Annotated in this window: 23 protein-coding genes; 4 read left to right on the top strand and 19 right to left on the bottom strand. The window is 66.7% G+C overall.

The features are described 5' to 3' along the window. Nucleotides 1-11: 11 nt before the first annotated feature. Nucleotides 12-2,699 carry an ATP-binding protein gene (locus CK498_RS17705; RefSeq protein WP_095622166.1) on the top strand — a complete coding sequence of 896 codons (2,688 nt, stop codon included), beginning with the start codon at nt 12-14 and terminating at the stop codon, nt 2,697-2,699. Here the strand turns inward: CK498_RS17705 and acpS are convergent. From acpS to rpoE, 11 genes are all read right to left on the bottom strand, one after another. Continuing rightward, the gene (acpS, locus tag CK498_RS17700; protein ID WP_095622165.1) at nt 2,639-3,016 is read right to left on the bottom strand and encodes a holo-ACP synthase; all 378 of its coding nucleotides are present in this window, start codon (nt 3,014-3,016) and stop codon (nt 2,639-2,641) included. The genes CK498_RS17705 and acpS overlap by 61 nt on opposite strands. A 6-nt stretch (nt 3,017-3,022) precedes the next feature. Next, the gene (gene pdxJ, locus CK498_RS17695) at nt 3,023-3,808 is read right to left on the bottom strand and encodes a pyridoxine 5'-phosphate synthase (RefSeq protein ID WP_095622164.1); all 786 of its coding nucleotides are present in this window, start codon (nt 3,806-3,808) and stop codon (nt 3,023-3,025) included. Nucleotides 3,809-3,868: 60 nt separating this feature from the next. Continuing rightward, a complete protein-coding gene (gene recO / locus CK498_RS17690; protein ID WP_095622163.1) occupies nt 3,869-4,582 on the bottom strand; it encodes a DNA repair protein RecO in 714 nt (237 codons plus the stop codon). A 36-nt stretch (nt 4,583-4,618) separates the two neighbouring features. Next, nucleotides 4,619-5,518: a GTPase Era gene (era, locus tag CK498_RS17685; protein WP_095622162.1), complete on the bottom strand. Its 900-nt coding sequence runs from the start codon at nt 5,516-5,518 to the stop codon at nt 4,619-4,621. Continuing rightward, complete coding sequence (gene rnc / locus CK498_RS17680; RefSeq protein ID WP_095622161.1) at nt 5,515-6,204, bottom strand: ribonuclease III; 690 nt, start codon at nt 6,202-6,204, stop codon at nt 5,515-5,517. The genes era and rnc overlap by 4 nt, the downstream gene beginning before the upstream one ends. A gap of 102 nt (nt 6,205-6,306) precedes the next feature. Then, nucleotides 6,307-7,110: a signal peptidase I gene (gene lepB, locus CK498_RS17675; RefSeq protein ID WP_095622160.1), complete on the bottom strand. Its 804-nt coding sequence runs from the start codon at nt 7,108-7,110 to the stop codon at nt 6,307-6,309. A 14-nt stretch (nt 7,111-7,124) separates the two neighbouring features. After that, on the bottom strand, nt 7,125-8,942 hold the full coding sequence (gene lepA / locus CK498_RS17670; protein WP_095622159.1) for a translation elongation factor 4: 1,818 nt from the start codon (nt 8,940-8,942) through the stop codon (nt 7,125-7,127). Nucleotides 8,943-9,126: 184 nt separating this feature from the next. Then, complete coding sequence (locus tag CK498_RS17665; RefSeq protein ID WP_095622158.1) at nt 9,127-10,554, bottom strand: DegQ family serine endoprotease; 1,428 nt, start codon at nt 10,552-10,554, stop codon at nt 9,127-9,129. Nucleotides 10,555-10,607: 53 nt separating this feature from the next. Beyond that, on the bottom strand, nt 10,608-11,702 hold the full coding sequence (locus tag CK498_RS17660; protein ID WP_229359128.1) for a MucB/RseB C-terminal domain-containing protein: 1,095 nt from the start codon (nt 11,700-11,702) through the stop codon (nt 10,608-10,610). An 11-nt stretch (nt 11,703-11,713) separates the two neighbouring features. After that, the gene (locus CK498_RS17655; RefSeq protein ID WP_324615556.1) at nt 11,714-12,406 is read right to left on the bottom strand and encodes a sigma-E factor negative regulatory protein; all 693 of its coding nucleotides are present in this window, start codon (nt 12,404-12,406) and stop codon (nt 11,714-11,716) included. A 234-nt stretch (nt 12,407-12,640) separates the two neighbouring features. After that, complete coding sequence (gene rpoE, locus CK498_RS17650) at nt 12,641-13,246, bottom strand: RNA polymerase sigma factor RpoE (RefSeq protein ID WP_095622156.1); 606 nt, start codon at nt 13,244-13,246, stop codon at nt 12,641-12,643. Nucleotides 13,247-13,559: 313 nt separating this feature from the next. Between rpoE and CK498_RS17645 the strand changes: the two genes are divergently transcribed. After that, entirely contained in the window at nt 13,560-14,639 is a 1,080-nt protein-coding gene (locus CK498_RS17645; protein ID WP_095622155.1) for a 3-deoxy-7-phosphoheptulonate synthase, read from the top strand. A gap of 94 nt (nt 14,640-14,733) precedes the next feature. Here CK498_RS17645 and dinG read toward each other — a convergent pair whose 3' ends face one another. Both dinG and rhlB read right to left on the bottom strand, forming a co-directional pair. Beyond that, nucleotides 14,734-16,875, bottom strand: coding sequence for an ATP-dependent DNA helicase DinG (dinG, locus tag CK498_RS17640; RefSeq protein WP_095622154.1), 2,142 nt, complete (start codon nt 16,873-16,875; stop codon nt 14,734-14,736). 212 nt (nt 16,876-17,087) lie between these two features. Then, the gene (rhlB, locus tag CK498_RS17635; RefSeq protein WP_095622153.1) at nt 17,088-18,362 is read right to left on the bottom strand and encodes an ATP-dependent RNA helicase RhlB; all 1,275 of its coding nucleotides are present in this window, start codon (nt 18,360-18,362) and stop codon (nt 17,088-17,090) included. 169 nt (nt 18,363-18,531) lie between these two features. Between rhlB and CK498_RS17630 the strand changes: the two genes are divergently transcribed. Beyond that, complete coding sequence (locus CK498_RS17630; protein WP_076748435.1) at nt 18,532-18,768, top strand: hypothetical protein; 237 nt, start codon at nt 18,532-18,534, stop codon at nt 18,766-18,768. Then, nucleotides 18,768-19,583, top strand: coding sequence for an exodeoxyribonuclease III (xthA, locus tag CK498_RS17625; protein WP_095622152.1), 816 nt, complete (start codon nt 18,768-18,770; stop codon nt 19,581-19,583). The genes CK498_RS17630 and xthA overlap by 1 nt, the downstream gene beginning before the upstream one ends. Here xthA and CK498_RS17620 read toward each other — a convergent pair. The 6 genes from CK498_RS17620 to CK498_RS17595 are packed head-to-tail and all read right to left on the bottom strand — an operon-like array spanning nt 19,572 to nt 24,569. Continuing rightward, complete coding sequence (locus tag CK498_RS17620) at nt 19,572-20,687, bottom strand: hypothetical protein (protein WP_095622151.1); 1,116 nt, start codon at nt 20,685-20,687, stop codon at nt 19,572-19,574. The two genes, xthA and CK498_RS17620, sit on opposite strands and share 12 nt — an antisense overlap. Nucleotides 20,688-20,690: 3 nt before the next feature. Further along, nucleotides 20,691-21,470: an energy transducer TonB gene (locus CK498_RS17615; protein WP_095622150.1), complete on the bottom strand. Its 780-nt coding sequence runs from the start codon at nt 21,468-21,470 to the stop codon at nt 20,691-20,693. Further along, nucleotides 21,467-21,874, bottom strand: a complete 408-nt coding sequence (locus tag CK498_RS17610) for an ExbD/TolR family protein (RefSeq protein ID WP_095622149.1) — start codon at nt 21,872-21,874, stop codon at nt 21,467-21,469. Before CK498_RS17610 ends, CK498_RS17615 begins: the two co-directional genes overlap by 4 nt. Continuing rightward, nucleotides 21,867-22,403, bottom strand: coding sequence for a MotA/TolQ/ExbB proton channel family protein (locus CK498_RS17605; RefSeq protein WP_095622148.1), 537 nt, complete (start codon nt 22,401-22,403; stop codon nt 21,867-21,869). Before CK498_RS17605 ends, CK498_RS17610 begins: the two co-directional genes overlap by 8 nt. After that, a complete protein-coding gene (locus tag CK498_RS17600) occupies nt 22,384-23,760 on the bottom strand; it encodes a MotA/TolQ/ExbB proton channel family protein (RefSeq protein WP_095622147.1) in 1,377 nt (458 codons plus the stop codon). The genes CK498_RS17605 and CK498_RS17600 overlap by 20 nt, the downstream gene beginning before the upstream one ends. Continuing rightward, complete coding sequence (locus tag CK498_RS17595; RefSeq protein ID WP_229359127.1) at nt 23,757-24,569, bottom strand: DUF3450 domain-containing protein; 813 nt, start codon at nt 24,567-24,569, stop codon at nt 23,757-23,759. The genes CK498_RS17600 and CK498_RS17595 overlap by 4 nt, the downstream gene beginning before the upstream one ends. Nucleotides 24,570-24,586: the final 17 nt, after the last annotated feature.

Raw genomic sequence — 24,586 nt, 5'->3', positions numbered from 1 at the left:
GATCCAAGGCCATGCCGATCAGAACCCGACTGCTGTTGTTGGCGGTCGTCGTGCCGCTGGCACTGATGCTGACCCTGACCCTGCTCGCCCTGCTGCACGATAGCCAGATACGCCGCGCGGCGCTGGAGCAGCGCACCCTGGGTAGTGCCGAACTGCTGCGCCCCTCCCTCGAACACGCCCTGCTCGACCACCATCACACCTGGCTGCCCAACCTCCTCCAGCGCCTGCAGGACATTCCCGAGGTGCGCGCCGTCAGCCTGCGCGAGGGTGGCGGTGTCGCCACCCTCGAGCTGGGGCAACAGCAGCCGGTGCTCGACGACTATGCCGCGGCCCCGCCGCTGGGTGAGCGCGACGGCGACTGGCGGCTGGTGTTGCCCCTCGAGCACGCAAGCGAAGACTACTACCTGGATGTCAGCGTCGACACCACCGCGCTGACGCTCGCCTTCTACCGCCACCTGACGGCGGCGGCACTGGTGTGGCTGGTCTCGGGACTGCTGCTGTTCCTGCTCACCTATATCGTCTATCGCCGCATCGACCGCCCCATCGAGGAGCTGCAGGAACTGCTGCGACGCCTCAATGCCGGTGACTACCAGCTGCGCCTGGCTCGCCAGGGCCCGCCCGAGCTGGGGCGGTTGGCCGCCAGCGTCAACACCCTCTCCGATCATCTCGAGAACGCCCACGAGGACATGCAGCGGCACATCGACCAGACCACCCGCGATCTGCAGGAGTCAATGGAGACCATCGAGATTCAAAACATCGAGCTCGATATGGCCCACCGCCGGGCGCTCGAGGCCAATCGCATCAAGTCGGAGTTCCTGGCCAACATGAGCCATGAGATCCGCACCCCGCTCAACGGCATCATCGGCTTCTGCCAGTTGCTGTCGCGCTCCCCCCTCGACACGCGCCAGCGCGAGTGGCTCGACCACGTCAGCAAGGCCTCGGATAGCCTGCTGGCACTGATCAACGACATCCTCGATTTCTCCAAGCTCGAGGCCGGCAAGATGGAGCTCGAGTGCGTCAACCTCGATGCCCAGGCGTTGGTCGACGAGGTGCTCGGCCTGCAGGGCCCCCAGGCTCACCACAAGCAGTTGCACCTGCTGGGGCTGGTCTACGACGACGTGCCCGAACAGCTGCAGGGCGACCCGCTGCGCATCAAACAGGTGCTCACCAACCTGGTCCACAACGCCATCAAGTTCACCCAGCGCGGCGAGGTGATCGTCAGGGTGATGCTCGACGACAGCGACAACCAGCGGGTGACCCTCAGGATCAGTGTTAGCGATACCGGCATCGGCCTCAGCGAGAGCGCCTGCCAGCGACTGTTCCAGGCCTTCAGCCAGGCCAGCGCCAGCGACAGCCGGCACTATGGCGGCACCGGCCTGGGCTTGATGATCAGCCGCCAGCTGGTCGAACAGATGGGCGGCGAGATCGGCGTCGAGAGCGAACTTGGCCACGGCTCGACCTTCACCTTTACGCTGCCGCTCGAGGCCCAGCGGCTCGCCCCCCGGCCCCCGGAGCTGGCCCTCGGCGGCCTGCGCGTCGCCTTCGACGAGCCCCATCCGGCGACCCGCCATGCTCTCGCCCACCTGCTCGAGCAGTGGGGCGCCGAGCTGGTCACGCTGGATGCCGACAGTGCACCCGACCTGCTGATTGCCGGGCTGGCCCACGAGGATCTGGTGCCGGCGCGCCTGGCAAGCTGGCAGGCCTGCCTCAACGCTTGCCACTGCCCGTGCATCCTGCTGGTCCAGGCCGGCCCGCTGGAACTTCCCGACCTGCACCTGCCGCATGGCGGCGAGCTGCTCAGTCGGCCGCTGTCACGCCGGGTGCTGGCATCTAGCATCGAGCGCCTGATCACGCCCCAGGCACTGCCCGCGCCGGCTCCCGAACCGTGCCCGTCACAGCTGCTGGTGGTCGATGACAACAGCGCCAACCGCTTGCTGCTGGAAGCCATGCTCGAGGATCTCGGGCTCGACGCCCAGTTGGCCGCCAGCGGCGAGGAAGCGCTGGCGCTGGCGCAGGGCCAGCACTTCGATATGGTGCTGATGGATATTCGCCTGCCGGGCATGGACGGCATTGCCACCACCCAGGCACTGCGGCACCTCGACGAGCGCTGGCGGCAGTGCCCGGTGATTGCGGTCACCGCCCATGCCATGCAGGAAGAGCGCCAGCGGCTGCTGAGCAGTGGCCTGCAGGAGGTGCTGATCAAACCGGTCGATCATGCTGCGCTGCTCGACCTGCTCAAGCGCCGACTGACCATCGCCGAGCACCACGCCGAAGCAATACCGCCGGCGGACCAGGACGAGCTGGCGGTGGTCGACCTGCCCCTCGGTACCCAGCTGGCCGCCGGACGCGAGGCGCTCGCCTGGGACACCCTGCTGCTACTGGTCGACAGCCTCGACGCCAGCGAAGCCGCCCTGCGTAGTGCCTGGCAAGCCGGCGACGAAGAGGCCTTCCTGGATGCCATCCACGCCCTCAACGGCGCCTGCCGCTACTGCGGTGTGCCGCAGCTGGCGCTGCTCGCCGAAACCCTCGAGACGCGCCTGCGCAGCCGCGGTCTGAACGGCGTGGCGCCGCTGCTGGACGACCTCTATGCGGCCATGGCCCGCCTCGCCGACTGGCGTCGACAGCACGCCCCCTCCGCTCAGCCTTCGAGCACCACGAAGGCCAGTGCCAGTCCGTCATCGTCCGACAGCGACAGGTGAAGCGTCACCACCCCGGCGGCCTGGGCCTGCTCGCGGGCACGCCCGGCCAATGACAGCGAGGGCCGGCCGAGAGTGTCGTTGACCACCTCGATCTCGGTCCAGCGCATGCCGTGGCGCAGCCCGGTACCCAGCGCCTTGAGGAACGCCTCCTTGGCGGCGAAGCGCTTGGCGAGAAACGCGGCCGGCTGAGGGTGGTGGTGAAAGCGGGCCAGCTCGCTTGGCCCCAGCAGGCGCTGTGCGAAGCGCTCGCCGTGGCGCGCCATGCCCGCCGTAAAGCGGTCGATGCGCGCCAGGTCGTTACCGATCCCCAGGATCATCGCAGCTCAGCCATGCTCGTGGTCATGGTCATGCTCCTCGAGCGCCGCCAGCAGCCCGGCTTCCTGGCCGGCGATCACCAGCCGCTTCATCTCGGCCACCGCCTCCTTGAGCCCCACGAACAGCGCCCGGGCGATGATCGCATGACCGATATTGAGCTCGTGGATGCCGCCAATCGCGGCGATGGCCTCGACGTTATGGTAGTGCAGGCCGTGCCCGGCGTTGACGGTCAGCCCCAGGTCGAGGGCCATCTCGGCCGCCACGGCGATCCGCGCATGCTCGTCTCGCGCCGCCTGGCCGACGGCCTCGGCGTAAGCGCCGGTATGCAGCTCGATGACCGGCGCGCCGGCGCGTACCGCGGCCTCGATCTGGGCCGGGTCGGGATCGATGAACAGCGACACCTCGCAGCCTGCCGCCGCCAGCCGCCGGCAGGCGGCCTGTACCGCCGCGAAGCCGCCGACCACGTCCAATCCGCCCTCGGTGGTCAGCTCCTCGCGTTTCTCCGGCACCAGGCACACATGTGCCGGGCGTATCTCCTCGGCCAGACGCATCATCGCCTCGGTGACCGCCATCTCGAGGTTCATGCGGGTATTGAGGGTCTCGGCCAGCAGCCGCACGTCGCGCTCCTGGATATGCCGGCGATCCTCGCGCAGGTGAACGGTGATGCCGTCGGCGCCGGCCTCTTCGGCCAGCAGAGCGGCCTGGACAGGGTCAGGGTAGCGGGTGCCGCGAGCCTGGCGCAGGGTGGCGATATGATCGATATTGACGCCGAGCTGGATACGGGGCGCATGCATGGTGGAGTCTCCAGGAGTCGAGAGTCGTAAGAATCTAGGGGTTGGCTTGCGGTTTCAAGCTTACCGCTCGCGACGCAACCGCTTGTCGGCGAGCTGACGCATCAGCTCCCGCGAGCGCAGCGGCCGGCTACCCAACAGCGGCGCCAGCGCCGCACGGGTCACCGCCTTGGCAGGGCCGGCAAGCCCCGCGGCCTGCCACTGGCCGCTGGCCAGCAGGCGCAGGGTACGACCGTCGAGCCCCTGCGTGGCCCCTGCCGGCAGCGCCTCGAAGGCACGCGCCTCGGCGCGATAGACGTAGCGACGCTGGGGGTCGAGCTGGTGGTTCCCCAGGTCGCGGAACAGCGGTTCGGCGTCGAGCAGCTCGAGCAGCGCCAATTCCAGGCGGCGCAGCGCGCCGGCACGCGCCTCCGGCCGTGGCAAGGCCTCGAGGGTGGCACTGTAGAAGGCGAACACCTCGCGCCCCGGCAGTTCCAGAGGCAGCACCCGGGCCAGCAGCTCGTTGGCATACAGCCCGCACAGCAGGCCTTCTCCGGCCAGCAGCGCCGCGCTGCCGGTGCTCTCCATCAGCCGCAGGCGCTTGAGCTCGCCGCTGCCGACCCAGGTCACGTGCAGCGGCGCGAACGGCTGCAGGCGCCCCCGCGAACGGCTGCCGGGACGCTGTACGCCCTGGGCCACCGCCCTGACCCGACCATGATCCAGCGTCAGCAGATCGACCAGCGCACTGGTCTCACGGTACGGCCGCTTATGGAGCAGGAAGGCGGGTTCGGGCTGCATGATCGGTCCTTGGGCAACGCCGGGCGAGCACGCGACTCAGTCCAGGTGGTAGCCCAAGCTCTTGAGCGCGCGCTCGTCGTCCGACCAGCCGCGCTTGACCTTGACCCACAGGTTGAGCATCACCTTGCCACCCAGTGCACGCTCCATGTCGAGGCGCGCCTCGCGGCCGATGCTTTTGATGCGCTCGCCGTTCTCGCCGATCAGGATCTTCTTCTGGCCCTGACGCTCGACCAGGATCAGTGCACTGATATGGGTGACACGATCGGTCTCACGAAACTCCTCGATCTCCACCGTCATCTGATACGGCAGCTCGTCGCCGAGCTGGCGCATGACCTTCTCGCGCACCAGTTCGGCGGCCAGGAAGCGCTGGGTACGATCGGTGACCTGGTCGTCGGGGTAGTAGTGGATGCTCTCGGGCAGATGCTTGGCAACCTCGACCTCGAGTTCCGGCACGTTGCTGCCATGCTTGGCCGACAGCGGCAGGATCGCCGCGAAGTCGCGCTTGGCGCCGACCTCCTCGAGCCACGGCAGCAGGCTCGCCTTGTCCTCCAGCCAGTCGACCTTGTTGACCGCCAGGATCACCGGCGCCTTGACGTGGGTCAGCTTGTCGAGCACCACCTGGTCTTCGGGCATCCAGCGGGTGCGGTCGACGATGAAGACCACGCAGTCGACGTCGCGCAGCGCCTGGCTGGCGGCCTGGTTCATGAAGCGGTTGATCGCCTTGTTGCGATCCTTGGACATGATGTGCATGCCGGGGGTATCGACATAGATGACCTGGTCGTCGCCCTCGGTCTTGATGCCCATCACCTGGTGACGCGTGGTCTGCGGACGCCGCGAGGTGATGGAAATCTTCTGTCCGAGGATACGGTTCATCAGCGTCGACTTGCCGACGTTGGGGCGGCCGACGATGGCCACGAATCCACAGCGCTGGGTCATGCTCGCCCTCCTCGCGGTTCGAGCAGCGCCAGCGCCTTTTCGGCGGCCTGCTGCTCGGCATGGCGTCGGCTCGAGCCGACGCCGACGGTAGCGGCCTCGAGCATCTCGACCTGACATTCGATGGTGAAGGTCTGGGCGTGAGCCTCGCCCTCCACCGAGAGCACCTCATAGCGCGGCAGCGGCGACTGCCGCGACTGCAGGAACTCCTGCAGCCGGGTCTTGGGGTCTTTCTGGGTATCCTGCAGGTCGATGGCCTCGAGGCGCTGGGCGTACCACGACAGCACTCGGGCCTTGGCCACGTCCATGCCGGCATCCAGGTAGATGGCGCCGATCACCGCCTCGACGGCATCGGCGAGGATCGAGTCGCGCCGGTGGCCGCCACTCTTCATCTCGCCTGAGCCGAGCCGCAGGCATTCGCCGAGATCGAACTCACGCGCCAGCTCGGCCAGGGTCTGGCCCTTGACCAGCTGGGCGCGCAGCCGCGACAGCTGCCCCTCGCGGGCATCCGGGAAGCGCCGGAACAGTGCCTCGGCGATCACGAAGTTGACGATCGAGTCGCCGAGAAACTCGAGGCGCTCATTGTTCTGCCCGCCAAAACTGCGGTGGGTCATGGCCAGCTCCAGCAGGCCGATGTCGGCGAACGCATGGCCGACCCGACGGCTGAAACCATTCAAGGGGTTACTCACGAAACTCCTGCTCTTTGTTGTGTCCTGATTAAATGAATAGCCCGATGCACGGCATTTCGCCATGCATCAGGCCGTATCGCTTGAGCCAGCCAAGGCGTGGCGTCAGTGAATGCGGCGTACCGAGCCGAAGCTGGGCAGCCCGCCGTCCCAGTGCATCCATACCGCAAATGCCTGACCGACGATGTTCTCTTCGGGCACGAAGCCCCAGTAGCGACTGTCGTTGGAGTGGTCGCGGTTGTCGCCCATGGTGAAATAGTGGCCCTCCGGCACCTCCAGCTCGCGCATCTGCGGACCGGGGTCGCGGGGATTGTTGTAGATCTGGTGGGCCTGGTCACCGAGCAGCTCCTCGAGCAGCTGCTCGCCGGGCTGATCGCGGGGATCGGCCTCCAGCAGGCTACTCGGTACTGCCTCGCCGTTGACGTAGAGCTGCTTGCCTTCGTAGCGAATGCGGTCGCCGGGCAGCCCTACCACGCGCTTGATGAAGTTGACCGACGGCTCCTGAGGGAAGCGAAACACCATCACATCGCCGCGCTCCGGGTCGTTCATCTCGACCAGGCGGGTATTGATCACCGGCAGGCGCAAGCCATAGGTGAACTTGTTGACGAGGATGAAATCGCCCACTTCCAGGGTCGGGCGCATCGAGCCCGAGGGGATCTGGAACGGCTCGACCACGAAGCTCCTCAGCACCAACACCACCAGCAGCACCGGGAAGAACGAACGCGAGTAGTCGACCGGCCACGGCTCACGCGCCAGCTTGCGCCGCGAGTCGTCGTCGAGGCGCTCGCCGTTGCCGGCTTCCATCGCCGCCAGGCGCGCACGGCGTGCACGTCCCCACCACACCGCATCCAGCAACCAGACCATACCGGTGACCGCCACGGCCACCACCAGCAACAGCGAAAAATCCATGCCTATCCTCGTCCCTAGTCATTCACCTTGAGCACGGCGAGGAAGGCATCCTGGGGAATTTCCACCCTGCCGACCTGCTTCATGCGTTTCTTGCCCGCCTTCTGCTTTTCCAGCAGCTTCTTCTTGCGGGACACGTCGCCGCCGTAGCACTTGGCGGTAACGTTCTTGCGCAGCGCCTTGACCGTGGAACGCGCTACCACCTGACCACCGATGGCGGCCTGGATGGCCACGTCGAACATCTGCCGCGGGATCAACTCCTTCATCTTCTCGACCAGCAATCTACCGCGGCCGTGGGCGTGATCGCGATGGATGATCGCCGCCAGGGCATCGACCTTGTCGCCGTTGATCAGTACGTCGAGACGCACCAGCCTGGCCGCCTCGAAGCGCTCGAAACTGTAGTCCAGCGAGGCATAGCCCTTGGAGATCGACTTCAGGCGATCGAAGAAATCCATCACCACCTCGGACATCGGCAGTTCATACACGAGCTGGATCTGATTGCCCAGGAACTGCATGTCGAGCTGGGTGCCGCGGCGCTGCTCGCACTCGGCGATGACGTTGCCGACGAACTCCTGGGGCACCAGGATACTGGCACGCACGACTGGCTCGCGCATCTCGTCGACGTTGGCCATGTCGGGCAGCTTGGAGGGGTTGGAGACGTAGCTCACCTCGCCGTTGTCCATGGCCAGCTCGTAGACCACCGTCGGTGCGGTGGTCAGCAGATCGAGATCGTACTCGCGCTCGAGGCGCTCCTGGATGATCTCCATATGCAGGGTGCCGAGGAAGCCGACCCGGAAGCCAAAGCCCAGGGCGTCGGAGTTTTCCGGCTCGTAGGCCAACGAGGCGTCGTTGAGGGCCAGCTTCTCGAGGGCATCACGAAAGTCCTCGTAGTCGTCGGCGCTGACCGGGAACATCCCGGCGTAGACCTGCGGCTTGACCTTCTGAAAACCGGGCAGGCGCGGCACGTCGGGGGTCTTGGTATGGGTGATGGTATCGCCCACCGGGGCACCCTGGATCTCCTTGATCCCGGCCACCACGAAGCCCACTTCGCCGGCACGCAGCACGCCGGTTTCGCGGCGCAGGGGCGTGAACACCCCAACCTCGTTGACCTGCCAGTCGCGCCCGGTCGAGTTGATGCGAATCTTCTCGCCCTTCTTCAGGGTGCCATCGAACAGCCGTACCAGCGATACCACGCCCAGGTAGTTGTCGAACCAGGAATCGACGATCAGCGCCTGCAGCGGTGCCTCGGGGTCGCCCTTGGGCGGCGGAATATCGCGCACCAGACGCTCGAGCAGCGCCTCCATGCCCAGACCGCTCTTGGCCGAGACCTGGCAGGCGTCGGTGGCATCAATGCCGATGATCTCCTCGATCTCCTGGGCCACCTTGTCGGGGTCGGCCTGGGGCAGGTCCATCTTGTTGAGCACCGGCAGCACCTCGAGCCCCTGCTCCACCGCGGTATAGCAGTTGGCCACCGACTGCGCCTCGACGCCCTGGGCGGCATCGACCACCAGCAGCGCGCCCTCGCAGGCGTAGAGCGAGCGCGACACCTCGTAGGAGAAGTCGACGTGCCCCGGGGTATCGATGAAGTTGAGCTGGTAGGTGTTGCCGTCCTCGGCGTGGTAGTCGAGGGTCACCGATTGGGCCTTGATGGTGATGCCCCGCTCGCGCTCGATATCCATCGAATCGAGCACCTGCTCCTTGAGCTCACGGTCGCTCAGCCCGCCGCATATCTGGATGATGCGGTCGGAGAGCGTGGACTTGCCGTGGTCGATGTGGGCGATGATCGAGAAATTGCGGATATGTTTGAGCTTATCGTGGGACACGTCGTTGGCCATCGAGTCAGTTCTGCCTTTCAATGAATCGGCGTCCTACGCCAGGACGTCACTATCGAGACCGCTATCGCAACATAGGGAGGGTCGACAGGAGGGCAGCAGGCGCATGCCGGTGAGCAAATTGCGCTCATTGTACCGGCATGCGCCTGGCAGGAACAGCGAAGCCGCGCTGGCGTCGCCGTTGGCTTTACTCGTTGGCGTCGAGACGCAGCGCCACGAACAGCGAGCGACCGTCGCGGTAGAGACGTAGCGGCACGGCGCGATCACCGTCGATGGCCTCGACTACCTCGAGCAGCCGCTGCGGCGAGTCGATGCTCTGCTGATCCAGCGATACGATCACGTCCCCGGGCCGGATGCCTGCCGCGGCAGCGGCACCGTCTGGATCTACATCACGAACCTGGACGCCACCTTCAATCTCGAGGCGCTCACGCTCGGCTGCATCGAGCTCGACCACGCTGAGCCCGAGGCGCGTCTGGCGGTCGCTGGCGTCCTGCTCGGCGGCAGGCTCGTCGCCATTGGCATCCGGCCAGCTACCCACGGTGACATCCTGGGAACGCTGCTCGCCGTCGCGCATCAGGGTCAGCTCGACGTCGTTACCGGGGCTGACCCGACCGATCAGGCGCGGCAGCGTGGTCGAGGACTCGACCTCCTCGCCATCGACCTGCATGATCACGTCGCCGGCGCGCAGGCCGCTTTGCGCGGCGGGGCCTTGCGGGTCGAGATCGGCGATCAGCGCCCCGCTCGGGCTATCCATGCCGAACGACTCGGCCAAGTCCCGCGATACCGGCTGAATCACCACCCCCAGCCAGCCGCGGCTGACCCGACCGTCATCGCGCAGCTGGTCGGCGATATCCATCGCCACGCTGATCGGGATCGCGAACGAGACGCCCATGAAGCCACCGCTGCGGGTGAATATCTGCGAGTTGATGCCGACCACCTCGCCGCCGAGATTGAACAGCGGCCCGCCGGAGTTGCCGGGGTTGATCGCCACGTCGGTCTGGATGAACGGCACATAGGCATCCCGCGGCAGAGTGCGGTTGATGGCACTGACGATGCCTGCGGTCACCGAGTGGTCGAAGCCGAACGGCGAGCCGATGGCGGCCACCCACTCGCCGACCCGCAGATGATCGGAGTTGCCCAGCGTCAGGGTCGGCAGACCCTCGGCGTCGACCTTGAGCAGGGCCACATCGGTCTGGCTATCGGCGCCGACCAGCTCGGCCTCCAGCTCACGGCGATCGTTGAGCCGCACCAGGATCTCGTCGGCGCCATCGACCACATGGGCATTGGTCAGGATGTAGCCATCTTCGCTGATGATGAAACCCGAGCCCAGCGAATGGCGCTCCTGGCTGCGCCCACGCCCCTGGCCAGGCGGGATCGGAAACTGGTCGCCGAAGAAGTGGCGGAATATCTCGGGGATATCCTGCCCCCCCGGACCGCCGAACTGCTGGCTGCGCGACGGCACAACGCGAGTGCTGGCGATATTGACCACCGCCGGCGCGGCGTCCTCCACCAGCTCGGTGAAATCAGGCAGACTGCGGGCCTGGGCGGACTGCCAGGCGAAGGCAGCGATGGTCAGTAGTAACCACAGTGAAAGATGTCGTGTCGTGCGTTCCATAAGGCGCTCCTGCGACGGCGTTGGGACAATCAGTACGGGGGAATTCGGGGGCATCATGGCGTCGACTCCTGGGCGCTATCGTCAACGTCGCCCGCTACCCGCTCAGGCTGCCACTCGACCTGCTCGACGATCTGCAACAGCACCTGCGGCGGCAGCTCGCCCATGGCAACGATCTGCATGGGCTGGCCGCCCAGCTCGGCATGGCGCACCGCCGCGAAAGAGATGCCCAGGCGGTGCATGCCTGGCGACAGCACCTGGCCGTCGGCGTCGAGGGGCTCGACGAACAGGCTAAGGCTCGACAGCCCGTCGCTGAACAGGCGATGCCCCACGGCATCATCGTGAACGCTGCTGCGGGTGGATACTGGCTGCGGCGCGAAGCCCGGCGGCAGCCAGCCCGGCGCCCAAGGATCCGGTGGCGCCTGGCGCAACTCGTCGAGGCGTACGTGGCCATCGTGAAGATAGGCGTTCTCGAGCTCAGTGATCTGAAAGGTCTCGAGCACGCGGCCATTGTCGTCAAGGAGTAGCTGCTTGAGCGGTAGCGCGGTGGCACGGTCGAGCCATAGCCGATGCCCGTAGCGCAAGCTGTCCAGCGGCTCGATGTCCAGGCGTACGGCGTTACGCCCGGCAATGCGCTCGCTGCCGTCGAGCTGCAGCCGGTAGTGATCGCTGAGATGGGTCATGATCGCGGTGGGCGAGGCGGGCACCTCGCTGCCCTCCTCTGCCCAGCCACCACGACCGATGCGCCCACGGCGCTCGAACACCAGCGGCGGGCCGTCGAGAAACTGCGCCACTTCACGCTCGACGCCATCCTTCACCTCGTGAGATAGCGCCAGGGTGCGCGCGCCCTCACTGCTGATGCGTACCGCTCTGGCGTGAAACACATAGCAATGGTTGGCCCACAGGCTGAACTCGAACCAGCCTTCCGGCGAATCCGGCGCGGCCACCCCATCCAGCACCGAGCAGTCGAAACCGGCATCGCTGTCCCAGGCAGCGGCAAGGGCTTCCTGGCCAGAGGGTTGCTCAGCGGCGGCGGGCCCGGACAGCCCGAGCATCGCCACGGCTACCAGCAACACATGGCGACGTAGGGAGGTGTGTAGCGGAGTACGCTGCTGCGCAGTGCGCAGCGGATGACGGAAATACGCGGTCATCCCTGCCCTCATTAACGCTGCCCCAGGGTCTCGAGCCCCGACGCGCGCAGCAGCGGCATCCAGGCGTCGCCACTACGATAGGCCGCGCCCTCGGCGTGACGATCGAGATAGGACTGGAGGAGCTGTGCCTGCGCCTGGTCGCCGCGCTGGGACTGGCGTGCACTGGGCGCCATGAACATCGGCATCTCGGCGGATGCCCCCACGGTCATGATGCCACTGTTGCCACCACCGCCCTGGGCGGGAGACTGGAACATCGGCAGGTCGACCAGCGACGGGCGTGACACCGAGGCACCGGCACCTCCGGCAGTAGCAGGCACCGCCTGGGCCGCGCCCTGAGCACCACTGCCGCCGGCCAGGCTTGGCTGGCTCGCGGTACTGCCAGCGTCGCTTCCGTGATAGACCTGTACCCCGGTGATCACCATCAGCGACACGGCAGCGGCAATCGCCGCGCTACCGGTAAACGACAATCCGCTGCGCTTGCGCGCCAACGACTTGTCGGTGGCGGGCAACGGCTCGTCGGCAATCTTCGCCATGATGCCTGCCGAGAGGTCGGTGCTGACATCGACATCACGATCGCGCTGCATGAGGCTGCGGGCCAGATGGTAACGACGCCAGGCGTCGGCATCGTCGCTGTGCCCGTCAAGCGACTTGAGTACGCGACGCAGTTCGAGCTCATCACCCTCATCATCCATCAGGGCAGACAATGACTCTCGTGCCTGTTGATTCATTACTTACACCCTCATCCTCGACAGGGCCTGACGCCCATTGGTCATTAGAATCCTGATGCCATATGGCAACGGTCATGCCGCTACCCGACTGACGTGACCGGGCATCGGCTGCAGCACTGCCCGTCACACCATTGCCCCCGGGAAGCGCCAGCGGCGACCATCCTTGTGACGTCATCGCTCGCCAACAGTTCAGCGACATAGACGAAAAACTCATTCATGGATCATGTCTCGAGTCCGCGATGTGGTCACCAACGGCTGGATGTGCTTGTCCACCGCCTCACGAGCGCGAAAAATCCGCGAGCGCACCGTGCCTACCGGACAGTTCATGACATTGGCAATGTCTTCATAGGAGAGCCCGTCGAGTTCGCGCAGGGTGATCGCGGTGCGCAGATCCTCCGGCAGGTTCTCGATGGCCTCGAACACGGCGGCCTCCAACTGGTCGCGCGCCATTGCCGCCTCGGGGGTCTCGGTATCCGACAGCCGCCCGCTGTGATCGACGATCTCGGCATCGACGATATCCAGATCGCTGCCCGGAGGGCGCCGCCCACGCGAGACCAGATGGTTCTTGGCGGTGTTGATGGCGATGCGATACATCCAGGTGTAGAAAGCGCTCTCGGCGCGGAACTTGCCCAGCGCGCGGTAGGCCTTGATGAACGCCTCCTGGGCCACGTCATGCACTTCGGCGTGGTCGTGCACGTAGCGTCCGATCAGGCCAATGATCTTGTGCTGGTATTTCTTTACCAGTAGATCGAAGGCCCGGTTGTCTCCCTGCTGGGCACGCTCGACGAGTTGCTGGTCGGTTTCCCTCGTGCCCATTCAACCCCTCCCCGATCGGGAGAGTAACGTGGCGGGCATAGCAGGCAGTGCCAGCACAGCGGCAACATAAGCAAATCTGGTAGTCATGGCGTTAACCTGGGCCCTGTCAGGCAAAGTGTGATGGTTACCCGTAAGTGTTCCTGTTTATTGGCATTCCATCAAGCAGGGTCTACCGACCTCAACCAACGACCCGCTCAGACCGGAACGGTGCGCCGGAGTTCCATGCCGGCGTTGATTTTTCAGGCCCTGCCAGGCGATAGTAGTGGCACGGATTTTCCCCATTTCACGCGCGAATCACGTCACAGGTAGCGGCATGTCACAACAGCAGGTCAATAACCTCAACGTCCTCGCCCAGGACGTCCTGATCTCTCCCGATGCACTGAAGCAGGAAATTCCTCTGACCGAAGGCGCCGAGCGCACCGTGGTCGAGGGCCGCGAGACCATTCAGCGCATCCTCGATGGCAGCGACCCACGCCTGCTGGTGGTGGTCGGCCCATGCTCCATCCATGATGTGGATGCCGCCCTAGACTATGCCCGCCGCCTGCGCCGACTGGCCGACCAGGTCAAGGATAGCCTGTACATCGTGATGCGCGTCTATTTCGAGAAGCCGCGCACCACGGTGGGCTGGAAGGGACTGATCAACGACCCCCACCTCAACGGCTCGTTCGAGATCGAAGAAGGCCTGCATATCGCCCGCAGGCTACTGGTGGAGCTGGCCGAGATGGGCCTGCCGCTAGCCACCGAGGCGCTCGACCCGATCTCCCCGCAGTACCTCCAGGACTGCATCAGCTGGTCGGCGATCGGTGCGCGCACCACCGAATCCCAGACCCACCGCGAGATGGCCTCCGGCCTGTCGTGCCCGGTGGGCTTCAAGAACGGCACCGACGGCAGCCTCGACGTGGCGGTCAACGCCCTGCAGTCGGTGGCCCATCCGCACAACTTCCTGGGTATCGACCAAGCCGGCCAGGTGGCAATCATCCGCACCCGCGGCAACGCCTACGGTCACGTGGTGCTGCGCGGCGGCAACGGCAAGCCCAACTACGACAGCGTCAGCGTGGCGCTGGCCGAGCAGGAGCTGACCCAGGCCGGCATCAAGCCCAATATCATGGTCGACTGCTCGCACGCCAACTCCAACAAGGATCCGGCCTTGCAGCCGCTGGTGATGGAGAACGTCACCAACCAGATCCTCGAGGGCAACCGCTCGATCATCGGCCTGATGGTCGAGTCGCATATCGGCTGGGGCAACCAGAAGATTCCCGAGGATCACAGCCAGCTCAAGTACGGCGTGTCGGTCACCGACGCCTGCATCGACTGGGATGCAACCGTCGAGGCCTTCACGGCGATGCACGACAAGCTCAAGCCGGTACTCGCGGCGCGCATCCAGGCCGCCTGAGCCCAGCCCCCTGCAACCACACTGCGCCCGCCACTCGGCGGGCGCAGTGCGCTTGCGACAGCACTCAGCATGGCACTGAAGACGGCCCGACGGCTCAGGGCAGCTGCGCCACGCCGTCGATCTCGCGACTGAAGGGTGGCAGCGCATCGAGCAGCGCGCGACCGTAGCGGCGCGTCAGCACCCGGCGGTCGAGCAGCGTGATACGCCCGCTATCCTGCTCCTTGCGGATCAGCCGCCCGCAGGCCTGGACCAGCTTGATCGAGGCGTCGGGTACGCTGATGCGCATGAAGGGATTGCCGCCGCGGCTCTCAATCCACTCGGCCAGCGTCGCGCCCACCGGGTCGTCGGGCACCGAGAACGGCAGCCGGGTGATCACCACGTGAGTCAGGTAGTCGCCGGGCAGATCGATGCCCTCGGCGAAGCTCGCCAGGCCGAAGATGATACTGCCCTGCCTGGCGTCGACCCGCGCCCGATGGCGCTCGATCAGCTCGCGCTTGGGCAGCCGGTCCTGGGCCAGCACGCGCTCGCCGAGCGCCTTGGGCAGCGCCTTCTCCACCGCGCGCAGCTGAGCCCGCGACGAAAACAGCATCAGCACGGCTTCACGGCTGTCCAGTGCCGCGACGAAGTCGACGATGGCCCGCTCGTGGGCCTCGCGGTTGCCGGGATCGACCGCCTCGCGCGGCACGCTAAGCACCGCCCGGGAGTAGTCGAAGGGGCTCGGCAGGCGCTGGTAGCGGTAGCGATTGGCCAGCCCGGCGCGCTCCTGCAGGCGCTCGAACCGGCCCAGCGCGGTGAGCGTTGCCGAGGTCACCACCGCCCCGTAGCAGCTGCCCCACAGCGTCCGCGCCAGGGTATGGGCGGCGGAGACCGGGCTCGCCGAATAGACCAGCTCAGGCTCGCCGGCTACCGGCTCGAAGGTCAGCCAGCGCGCCCGCGGCGGCTCGGCCGGGTCGTCCTCCTCGCTGAATGCCAGCCACAGCGCATGCGCCTCCAGCGCACGACCGTGCAGCAGCGCAATCAGCGGCAGCCAGGGCTCGGCCTGCTCCTTGGGAAGCCCGGTGTGCTTGTCCGGGTCGAGGCTCTCGCGCAGGATATCGGCCATGCTCTCGAGGTTGCGCGCCAGCGAGGCAAACACCACCACCAGGGCGCTGGCCTGCTCACGCAGCGCCAGCGGTGCACGGCCCATCTCGAAACGGTGGTGGCGGCTCTCGTCGCCACTGCCCTGGGGCAGCTGGGCGAGCTGATGGCCCAGTGCCATGACCTCGCCCAGCCGCGGTTCGATAGCGGCGATCGCCTCGGGAAAACCGGCCAGCAGTCGCGCCAGGGTCGGCTGCACGGCGAGTGCCGCATTCAGCTCGGTAAGCGATTTCTTCAGCGTTCTCAGCCAGCGCAGCGCGCCGTTAACGGCAAAGCGGTGGGTAAAGTGCTCCACCGCCTTGTCCGGCAGATGGTGGCCCTCGTCGAAGACATAGATGCAGTCGGCGGGCTTGGGCAGCACCATGCCGCCGCCCAGCGACAGGTCAGCCAGCACCAGGTCGTGGTTGGCGACGACGATGTCGGCGCTGTCGAGATGGCGGCGGGCACGAAAGAAGGCACAGGCGTTGAAGTGGCCGCAGCGACGGTTGGTGCACTGACGATGGTCGGTGGTCAGCCGCCGCCACTGCGGATCGGCGATGGTCTCCGGCCAGCTGTCGCGGTCGCCGGCCCAGCGGCCGCTGCCATAGGCCTCGGCCAACTGCTTGACCAGGGCATGGAAGTCGTCGCCGTCGCGCGACTCCATGGCCTGCTCGAACATCGACAGGGTCGGGTTCTCCTCGGCACCGTCGAGCGCCTTCTCGAGATTGGCCACGCACAGGTAGCGGCCACGTCCCTTGGCCAGGGCATAGTCGAAGCTCAGCCCACTGTGGGCCTTGAGCGCCGGCAGGTCCTGATGCAGCACCTGCTCCTGCAATGCCACGGTGGCAGTGGAGATCACCAGTCGCTTGCCGCGCGCCTGGGCCACCGGTAGAGCCGCCAGCAGGTAGGCCAGGGTCTTGCCGGTGCCGGTGCCCGCCTCGAGCACGCAGACGTGCTCATCGCTGACCCGCTTGCCGCTATCGTCGGCCTCGATGCCCGCCAGGGTGCGGGCGATCTCGGCGATCATCAGCCGCTGGCCGTAGCGCGGCGTCAGCTCGAGCCCCTCGAGCACGCGGCGATAGGCGGTCTGGATATCGCCCTTCAGGGCCTCGTCGAGCATGGCCTCACTCTCTAGAGAACTTGAGGGGAATGGCTTGAGCGTATCGTCCCCCGCCCATCGCAGGGGAGCCGGGGGCAGGTTGGAGAGGAGGTCTTTTGCCATGGATGGCAAAAGTAGCGCCCATGGAAGGGTTCACAGCGCCTCCTCGTAAACCTGTCGACGGCTCCGAAGCCACCACCGCCAGGCATTCCCTGTACAGCAGTTGTTGGGCGTTACAGCAACCCTTCAGGGGGGTGCTCACAGGGTAGCTTGTCGTTGATATAGCGCTCGATCTCGGGCAATGAGAAGGCGTCTTCTTCGCCGACGAAGCTGATCGATACACCCTTGGCACCAGCGCGGCCGGTGCGGCCGATACGGTGCACGTAGTCTTCCGGATCCTCCGGCAGGGTGTAGTTGATCACGTGGCTGACGTCGTCGATATGGATGCCGCGCCCGGCCACGTCGGTGGCCACCAGCACCTGTACCTCGCCCTCGCGGAACTGCTCGAGGGTCTTGATGCGCTGCACCTGGGGCACATCGCCGGACAGCATCGCCACATTGATGTCGGCCTTGCGAAGCAGCTCGTCGAGCTTGCGCACCAGGTCGCGGCGATTGCCGAACACCATCACCCGCTCGAAGCTCTCCTGCTTGAGCAGGTTGATCAGCAGGCGCTGCTTGTCGTCGTCACCGACCATATAGACGCGCTGGTCAATGTCGGCGGCATTCTCCACCGTGACTTCGATCTCGACGTGGGCCGGATTCTCGGTCCACTGGCTGGCCAGGTTGAGGATGTCTTCGGTGAAGGTCGCCGAGAACAGGAAGGTCTGGCGCTCCTCCTTCTTGGGCGTATGCCGAATGATGCGCTTGACGTCGGGGATGAAGCCCATCGACAGCATGCGATCCGCTTCGTCGAGCACCAGCACCTCGACCTGAGTCAGGTCGACGTCGCGCTTCTCGTGGAAATCGAGCAGCCGCCCCGGCGTCGCCACCAGGATATCCAGGTTCTTGCCCAGGCTGTCGCGCTGCTTCTGGTAGTCCATGCCGCCGACCACGCTTGCCACGTTGAGCTGGGTGAAGCGCGCCAGCGCCTTGGCATCCTTCTCGATCTGCAGCGCCAGCTCGCGCGTCGGCGCGATGATCAACGCCCGCGGTGCGCCGGGCTTCTGGGCGTTGGGCGCCTCCTCCTCGAGGAAGTAGGCCAGCATCGACATCAGAAACGCCGCGGTCTTGCCGGTACCGGTCTGGGCCTTGCCGACGATGTCGCCGCCGAGCAGGGTCTGGGCCAGCGCCTCGGCCTGGATCGGCGTGCAGTACTCGAAGCCCTGGGCATGGATCGCACGCATCAACGGCAGCGGCAGATCGAAGTCGTGGAAGCGCCACTTGCCCGCCACCGGCGGGACCTGGAACTGACGCAGATCCCAGTTGGATTGCGACTTGCGCGGCTTGCGGCGACGACGCTTGGGCTTGCGGTTCTGGGCCGGTGCGGTGGTCTTTTCCGACTCGCTCATAGGCTGTGATTCTGTCCGTAATATGAGTGGATGTAATGCCAGTCCAAACCTGCCTGGACGTTTTCAGGCGGCCTATTGTAGCAGCCATTGACGACGAGGGCGCCCCCGGCTGTGTGGTACCCGTCGCGCCTGTTAGAATGGCACTACACGCAACAGGAGGTCAGGCGTCATGACACGCAGGAAGAAGACCCGTTCGCTGGCCGACAAGGTGACGCTGCGCACCGGCAAGCGCAAGGATTTCAAGAAATGGCGTCACGAGAATCCCGACCAGGTCACCTCGTCGCGCCGTTTCACCGAGAAGAAGCGCCAGCAGCGCAAACTGCAAGCGGTACGCAAGCTGGCCCGCCAGCAGCAGGCACCGAGCATCCAGGTGCATCCCGAGCGCGCCCCGGAGCGCGACGACTGATGCGCCTGGTCTCGTTCAATATCAACGGCATTCGTGCCCGGCTGCATCAGCTCGAAGCGCTGATCGAGGCGCACCGCCCGGCGCTGATCGGCCTGCAGGAAACCAAGGTACAGGACAGCGAGTTTCCCCGTGAGGCGGTGGAGGCGCTGGGCTACCGAGTCTATTTTCACGGCCAGAAGGGCCACTACGGCGTGGCCATGCTGTGCCGCGACGAGCCCGAGGCGGTGCACTACGGTTTTCCCGATGATGGCGAGGACGCCCAGCGGCGCATGATCGGCGTGCGTCTGGCCATCGCAGGCGGTGAGCCGCTGACGGTATGGAACGGCTACTTTCCCCAGGGCGAGAACGTCGAGCACCCCACCAAGTTCCCGCACAAGCAGCGCTTCTATGCCCAGCTGTCGCGGCTGCTGGAGGAGGATTGCCGCCCCCAGCAGCGCCTGGCGGTAATGGGCGACTTCAATATCTCGCCGCAGGATATCGATATCGGCATCGGCGAGGACAACCGCAGGCGCTGGCTGCGTGAGGGCAAGACCAGTTTTCAGCCCATCGAGCGCGAGTGGCTGGGGCGGGTCAAAGGCTGGGGCCTGAGTGACAGCTACCGGCTGCGCTACCCCGAGGTCGATGACCGTTTCAGCTGGTTCGACTACCGCTCGCGAGGCTTCGAACGCGAGCCCAAGCGCGGCCTGCGTATCGACCATATCCTGGTCACTGCGCCGCTGGCCGAACGCGTGGCCGATGCCGGTATCGACTACGAACTGCGCGGCATGCAGAAACCCTCGGATCACGCTCCGGTGTGGACCGAGCTATCGCTCTGAGAGCCGTGCCTGGGGCGGCGACCGATCCAGGCCGGTGAGCCACGCCTCGGCCTGTTCGGCGCCCAGTGAGGCGGCTCGCTGCCAGGCCGTCCTGGCAGCCTCCTCGCGCCCCCACGCATAGGCCAGCTGCCCCAGCCGAAGCCAGTCGGCAGCAGCACCGCTGCGTTCGGCCAGCGCCTGCCACGCCGCCAGTGCCGCCTGGCGATCTCGCGCCGCCTGCCAGGCCTGGGCCAAAAGGCGTCGGTGCGCCAGGCTGTCTGCCACCTCGCCCGCCTCGAGGGCAGCCTGCAACTGCTCGGCGCCACGCGCGGGCGTGCCCGCCGCCATATGCAGGCGCACCAGGGTCGACAGATCCTCATCCGCGGAGAACACCCCCAGCCGCCAGGCGGTGTCCCAGAACACCGCCGCCTGCTGATCGAGTCCGGCCTGCTGCGCCAGCGCCGCGGCGCGGCGCCACTCCTGGGCGGGCGAGTCGACGTCCAGTTCACCGCCAAGCAGCGCCAACGCCTGATCCCCGGCGCCGCTGTGCTGATAGATCGCCACGCCCAGGCGACGCTGGTTGGGCGACAGCGAGGCCGTCTCCGCGGTCGCCCGGGACAGCCACTCGCGGGCCTCGTCCCAGCGCTCGAGCCCCGCCAGGGTCCTGGCCATGCGCCAGTAGTCGTCGCTCTCCCCCGCATGACGCGCCAGCCAGTCGGCCAGCAGCTCGGCGCCCGGCTCGTGCTGGCCGGCCGACAGCCGCAGGCCGGCCTCCTGGTACTGCCAACGATCGCGCTGGCTCGATGACGCCTCGCCGCTGCTTCTGGCCTGCTCGAGATAGTCGGCGGCCTCTGCAAAGCGCTCCAGCCTGGCGGCGGCATGTGCCGCCAACTGGAGATACAGCGCACTCGCCCAGCGGTCTGCGGCATTGCCGCCCGCCAGCCGCCGCGACTGGGACTCGGCGTGCTGCAGCACCTCACCGGCCGCCCCCGCCTGAAGCTGCTGCTGCAGGCGCTCGAGATCGCCAATGAACTCCGCCGGCAGCGGCGGCTCGGCCAGCGCCGTCAGCGGCGTGGCAACCAGCCAGACCCAGACGAGACCCGCCAAGTGATGTCTAAGGCGCATCGCTCACCTCAACTGAAATTCGAGACGTTGCTGGGCCCGCCGCAACCCCCCGGCCGGCTCGAACTGCCAGCGCTGCACCGCTTCTATCGCGGCGCGGTCGAAGACGTTGCGCGGCTGCGCGCTGGTGACCTGGACGGAGGAGGGATCCACGCTGCCATCCGGCCGGATCACGAAGCGCAGTTCGACGAAGCCCTCCAACCCTCGCCGCTGTGCCCGCGAAGGATACTCCGGCGGCACCCGGCTGGTCGGCGACAGCTGGCCGACGTCCACCGGCGCCTGGCTGTCCGCTTGGACATCGCTCTGGCGGGTCGCGGTGGTGTCGGGCGCCACCTCGGTCGACTCGGCGACGGGGGACGGCTCGGGCTGTGGCTGTGGTTCCGGCTCGGGCTGTGGCTGTGGTTCCGGCTCGGGCTGCGGTTCCGGTTCGGGTGGAGGCGGCTCGGGCGTTACCTCGCTCATCTCCGGCAGCGTCTCATCCAACTCAAGCGGCACGTCGTCCTCCGGCAACGGCTCCGGATCCGGCAACGCGATGGAGTTCTCCTGGGGCGCCAGCTCGGGGGCGGATGGCGGCACCGCGGCAGGTGGCGGCGGAGGTGGTGCTTGCGCCGCTGGCTCGGCCACCTCCTCCTGGGCCACCTCGGGAGCCTCCACCATGGTCATCGTCAACGTAGTGTCGAGCATTTCGACCTCGGCCTCGGGAGGGGCCACCAGCAGTGCCAGCAGCCAGAACAGCGCCAATGCCAGCGCGATGCCGCCAAGCGCCGATACAGGCACTCGCGTCATGACCCGCTCCGGCTGGCCGCTACCGCCACCTGCTCGACACCGGCAGTGCGGATGCTGTCCATGACTTCAATCAGGATGCCGGTGGCCGCTTGCCGATCCGCCTGGATCACCACGCTGCCATCATCGCTGACCAGGTCGGCCACTGCGTCGCCGACGCGATGCAGATCGATGGCCTGGCCATCCACCCACACCGCCCCCTCCGCGGTGATGGCGACCATCACCTGCGCCTCCGGCTGGGGTGTCGCCGAACTCGACTCGGGGCGCTCGATCTCCACGCCGCTCTCGCGAATGAAACTGGTGGTCACGATGAAGAAGATCAGCATGATGAAGACCACATCGAGCATCGGCGTCAGGTTGACTTCACTGGCCTCGCCGCTGTCGGTCGTCATTCGGCGCCTACGCATGGGATTCCTCCACGGCACGCGCCAGGCGGTCATGCAGCCGCTGGTCTTCGCGCCGGATGATGTGTTCCAGACGACTGGTGAAAAGTAGCCCGACCACCGCCACCGCCATGCCGGTCAAGGTCGGCAGCGTGGCGCGCGCCACGCCGTCCGCCATCGAGCGTGCCTGGCCGCTGCCGCTGAGGGCCAGGCTATCGAATACCGCGATCATGCCGGTCACGGTGCCCAGCAGCCCCAGTAGGGGGCACAGGGCGACCAGCAGCTTGAGCCAGGGCAGCGGGCGGCGTAACCGCGCGATCAGCTCGCGCGTCCAGGTTTCACGTAGCGTACGGGCGCTCCAGCTAAGGTGATCGCTGCGCTGCGTCCAGCGCTCGATCAGCTGCCGACGATGGCGGCGATAGGTCACGCGAAAGTACCACCAGCGCTCCAACGACAGGCTGAACAGCAGCATGGCCACGACGGCGATGACCACCAGTACCTCACCGCCCGACTCGACCAGGCGCTCCAGGGGTTCAAGCCAACGCGGAATCATGCGACCTGCGCTCCTGGGATGTCGGTGCAGCATTCAGCGAGCCCGCTTCGAGGTGCCGGGCCAGTGCCGCACTGGCCTGGCCTTCGACGACACCGGTCAGGTGTCGGCTGCGGCCGGCCAGGGCGGTATGCATGAACAGCAGCGGCACGGCGGTCACCAGGCCCAGCACGGTGGTCACCAGCGCCTGGCTGATACCACCGGCCATCAACTGCGGGTCGCCGGTGCCGTAGACGGTAATCGCCTGGAAGGTCACGATCATGCCGGTCACGGTACCCAGCAAGCCCAGCAGCGGTGCGATGGCCGCCAGCAGCTTGACCAGTGGCTGGCCGCGCTCGAGTCTCGGCAATTCGGCCAGCACCGCTTCGTCGAGCCGCGCTTCCAGCGCCTCGGGTACCTGATTGGCCTGCAGCTCGCGAAAGCGCTGCAGCACCCTGCCCAGCGGGTTGTCACTACGCAGCTGCGCAAGCTGGGCAAGCTGCCGGCGCATGGTCAGAGTGACGCGCAGCAGGTAGCCATACTGCAGCAAGCCCACCAGCAAGCCGAAGGCTCCCAGGGCGACCACCACGTAGCCCACCACGCCACCCTGATGGAAGCGCTCCACCAGCGTGGGGCGCTGGGCCAGTGCCGCGATCACCTCGCCATGGGTTGGATCCAGGGCGACGTCACGCCGCTCGCCGGCATGAAATTCGGCCAGCCCCCCGGCCACCGAGCGCGGCGTGCGCTCGACCACCGCCAACCCCGCGTCCCCCACACCGCGACGCAGCAAGGCATCATCGGTAAAGGCCGCGAAGTCGCCCAGGCGCACCACACTACGCGGCACTATCTCGCCGTCCGCGCCGGCCACCGGCGCCTCGAACCGCACCACACGCCCGGTCTCTTGCGTCAGCCCCAGCAGCCGGTCGGCGAAAGCTTCCAGGTGCCCCAGCTCGAGCACGGCGACATCGTCCAGCCGCTCCGGCAACCGTCCCTCGCCGAGGGCCACCCAGCTGTCGTTGAGGGCGTCGCGCAACTCACCGGTATGACGCGACACCAGATCGAGGATCGCAGCCAGATCACTGCCCTGCTCCTGCTGCCGCGCCTCGAGCTCGGCACGCTGCTGGGCCTGGATCTCGCGCTGGTCGCTCAGCGCCGCATGGCGCTCCTGGGCCGCGCGATGCGCCTCACGACTCTGCTCCAGCGCCGCCTCGAGACTCTCACGATCATCGAGCAGCTCACTCAGGCGCGCCCGGTCGCGCGCCTCGGCCGCCTCGCGCTCGGCGCGTAGACTGCTCAGCGTCTCGGGATCGCCCTGCGCCATTACGCCAACGCTGAACAACACGCCCAGCATCAGTAGCGTCACCAACCTAAGCGTGCTCATGCGCCAACCTCCCCGGACAGTGGACCATCCTCGCGCTCGAGGGGCTGGGAGACCGGCAGCTGCAAGAGCTCGGGGGCGCGCTGGTCACGCGCCATGCGCAAGCCTTTGCGCACCTCGCGGCGCTGCTGGTCATCGAGCGGCGCCCAGCCGCCCTCTTCAGCCAGCCACACCCCGCCCTCGCGGCCATCCGGCGTGAGGTAATAGAGGCCCACACGCCCCAGACGCAGGTAGTCGACTTCGCGCCGCGTCGGCCGCGCGTCATCCGCCGCCAACACCAGGTGGTCGCGCCAGGCATCCATCTCCATCCCATAGGCGAGCTCACGGCGCCAGACATTCAGGATTCGCTCCATGCGTTCGGCATCATCGAGCTCGGGGTCGCCGAGCGCCTCCTCCAGGCTGGCCACCCGGGCACGCCGCTGTGACTGCATGAACGGCAGGTCATTCTCGACCCAGGCATCCAGCCTCGCCACCAGGCTCGCCTGCAGGGAAGGCAGGGCCTGACGCGTCACATCGAGGGTATCCAGCGCCGCTTCACGACGGCGTAGCTGCTCCGCCTGCTCGACCAGATGAGGAACGAGGCGCGCATTCTCCTGCTCGAGCCGCCGCGTCTCGCTTTCGCGTTCTCGCAGCTCGGCGAGCATCGCACGACTCTCGTCGTCCGCGGCGTCGATCTGGGCCTGGAGTTCCGCCTGCTGCCGCTGAGCGTCTCCCGCCTCCGCCGTCAGCGAGGCAGCGTTGGCCGTTGCGGCCAGCAGCAGGGCGCATAGCGCAGCGCCTGGGCGAAGATAATCTAAGCCTTTACCACGCACCGTTCTCTCCCGTCCTG

This window comes from Halomonas salipaludis, assembly GCF_002286975.1.
In the GTDB taxonomy this organism is placed as follows: Bacteria; Pseudomonadota; Gammaproteobacteria; order Pseudomonadales; family Halomonadaceae; genus Franzmannia; species Franzmannia salipaludis.
Note: the sequence above shows the minus strand (reverse complement) of the source record. Positions and strands in the feature narration are given on the sequence as shown.